This window comes from Chrysiogenia bacterium (genome assembly GCA_020434085.1).
GTDB lineage: Bacteria > JAGRBM01 > JAGRBM01 > JAGRBM01 > JAGRBM01 > JAGRBM01.
On record JAGRBM010000221.1, the window covers coordinates 1 to 2,759 of the forward strand.

A 2,759-nucleotide genomic window follows, 5' to 3' on the forward strand; every position below is an offset into this window, starting at 1 on the left:
CAGCGCCAGCGGCGTGAGCCAGAGGGCGTAGACGATGCGGCGACGCGCCGAATCCGCGCGAAACATGCGCATGCCGAGAATCGGCGCGGCAAGTCCCAGCCCGGCACCGAACACACTGACACGAAAGAGCTGGATCGCTCCGGCAACGGAGAGGACCGGGTCCAGATACGACATCGGCGGTCCTTCGGCGTAGGGAATCCAGTCGCACAGGAAAAGCACGACTGTAAGAAAGAGATAAAATCCCACCCAGCACAACGCCCACAGCAGCGGGCGGGGGCGCCGCGGTTGGAGCAGTACCTCGGGCGGCAGTTCGTTCACCGTTCGATGTTGGGTTGCAGTCTTCCGCGCTCGTCGGGGGCGACGAGGGCTTTCTTCTTGAGCTTTTCGAGCAGGGTGGTGCGCTTGATCCCCAGCAGCGTGGCCGCGCGGTTCTTGTTCCACTTCGTGCGGTTGAGCGCCGAGAGGATGATGCGGTCCTCGAAGTCATCAACGAGGCGCTTGAGATCCACGCCCTCTTCTGGCACCTCGACCTCGGGAACATTGAGCTCCACTGCGCGCGGGATGAGGAACTTCTCCGGCAGGTCTTCGAGGGTGAGCTGTCCCTCGCCCTTGAGCACCACCATGCGCTCAAGCAGGTTCTCCAGCTCGCGCACATTGCCAGGCCAGGGGTAGCGCGCCAGCGTCTTGACCGCATCTTCTGAAATCCCGGCGACCTGCATGTTTTTTTCGCGGCTGAAGCGCTGCAGGAAATGTTGGATCAGAACCGGCACATCTTCCTTGCGATCCCGAAGGGGCGGCAGGGTGATGGGGATGACGTTGAGGCGGTAGAACAGATCCTCGCGGAAGCGCCCCTCCTCCACTTCGCGTTGCAGGTCGCGGTTTGTCGCCGCAATGACGCGCACGTCGACCTTGATCGATTTCTCGCTGCCAACCGGCGTGACTTCTTTTTCCTGGAGAACGCGCAGCAGCTTCACCTGCAGCGACGGCGTCATCTCGCCCACTTCGTCGAGAAAGATCGTGCCGCCAGCAGCCGCCTGGAACTTGCCCTGGCGCGTGGCGATGGCGCCGGTGAAGGCGCCCTTTGTGTGCCCGAAGAGCTCGCTCTCCAGCAGGTCTTCGGGCACGGCCGCGCAGTTGACCGTCACCATGGGAACGTCGCGGCGACTCGAATGCAGGTGCAGCGCGCGGGCGACGAGTTCCTTGCCCGTGCCGCTCTCACCGGTGATCAGCACCGTTGAGTCGGTGTCGGCCACGCGGTCGATGAGCCGGAACACGTGCTGCATTTTGTCGGAGTTTCCGATGAAGTTTTCCGATCCGTACTTGCGCTCGAGCTGGCGACGCAACTCGACGTTTTCGGTCTTGAGCTTGCGGTGCTCGGCGGCGCGCTCGACGAGGTTCAGAACGTCCTCGATCTTGAACGGCTTGGTCAGGTAGTGGAACGCGCCGGCCTTCATGGCGTCCACGGCGCTCTCGACCGTGCCGTAACCCGTCATCAAAATGACTTCTGTATCGGGCGAGAGCTGCTTGCACTGGGCCAGCAGTTCCAGGCCGTCCATGTCCGGCAACTTGATATCGAGCAGCACAACGCTGGGCCTGTTGTCCTCCAGGTGCCCCAGAAACTCGGCGCCCGTTGCCGCGGCGAAGGTCTCATAGCCCTCGTCGCGAAGCATGCGTTCTGTGGAAATACGGATGGTGGGCTCGTCGTCGACAACGGCGACGCTCACCGCGGTGTTCTCGGTCGGGGTCATACTCTTCTTCCCATTACCCGGCCCTTCGCCGGGATTCGGATGAGCTCAAACCAGGCAGGCCCTCCGGAAGGGTTCGCCGCTCCCCAGCGGCGCGCCCAAGCCCTGCGCAAAGTGGTCATTCTCAATCCGAATGAACGGACAGTAGCACCGTCAAAAGACTGACTCAATGAAAATCTCGCCCCGCCCCGGCCCCTGCCGGATCTCCGAAATGACGCGGATTTGCGCATTTCTCGGCTTGGGTGTAGAAGTGAGCGGATAGACCTGCGGGATTGCTAGGGAATTTCAAAGCATGCTGGGTTGGATTTCAGGGCTCTTTTCAAACGATCTGGCCATCGATCTGGGGACGGCCAACACTCTTGTTTACGTCAAGGGTCAGGGAATCGTGCTGAACGAACCCAGCGTTGTGGCCGTGCAGCAGGGTCCTCGCGGCGAGAAAAAGATTCTCGCCGTCGGCAGGGAAGCCAAGCTCATGCTCGGCCGCACCCCCGGCAGCATCCAGACCATCCGTCCGATGAAGGACGGCGTCATCGCCGACTTCGACGTGACCGAGGCCATGCTTCGCTACTTCATCCGCAAGGCCCACAACCGCACAACTCTGGTTCGTCCGCGCATCATGATCTGCGTTCCCTTCGGCGTGACCGAGGTGGAAAAGCGCGCGGTGCGCGAATCGGCCGAGCAGGCCGGTGCGCGCCAGGTCTATCTCATCGAAGAACCCATGGCGGCCGCCATCGGCGCGGGCCTTCCCGTGACCGAGCCCAGCGGCAACATGATCGTCGACATCGGCGGCGGCACGACCGAGGTTGCGGTGATTTCCCTCTCGGGCATCGTGTTCTCGCGCTCGGTGCGCGTGGCCGGCGACAAGATCGACGAAGCGATCCTTCAGTACATCAAGCGCAAGTACAATCTGCTGATTGGCGAGGCGACCGCCGAACTGATCAAGATTCAGCTCGGCAACGCCTACCGCACCGAGGCCCCGCGCGAGATGGAGATCAAGGGCCGCGACCTGCTCGC

At 62.4% G+C, this 2,759-nt stretch carries 3 protein-coding genes; 1 reads left to right on the forward strand and 2 read right to left on the reverse strand.

Annotation, left to right across the window (positions count from 1 at the left end; translation table 11 throughout):
* Both KDH09_07185 and KDH09_07190 read right to left on the reverse strand, forming a co-directional pair.
* On the reverse strand, nt 1-318 hold a 318-nt coding region (locus KDH09_07185; GenBank protein ID MCB0219459.1), incomplete at its 3' end, for a hypothetical protein.
* Nucleotides 315-1,748: a sigma-54-dependent Fis family transcriptional regulator gene (locus tag KDH09_07190; GenBank protein ID MCB0219460.1), complete on the reverse strand. Its 1,434-nt coding sequence runs from the start codon at nt 1,746-1,748 to the stop codon at nt 315-317. The genes KDH09_07190 and KDH09_07185, both read right to left, overlap by 4 nt.
* Nucleotides 1,749-2,037: 289 nt before the next feature.
* On the opposite strand from KDH09_07190, the gene KDH09_07195 reads away from it, so the two are divergent.
* On the forward strand, nt 2,038-2,759 hold a 722-nt coding region (locus tag KDH09_07195), incomplete at its 3' end, for a rod shape-determining protein (protein MCB0219461.1).

Excerpts from the sequence above, each read along its gene's own strand:
- KDH09_07190 (MCB0219460.1), bottom strand. The coding sequence starts at position 1,748 with ATGACCCCGACCGAGAACACCGCGGTGAGCGTCGCCGTTGTCGACGAC.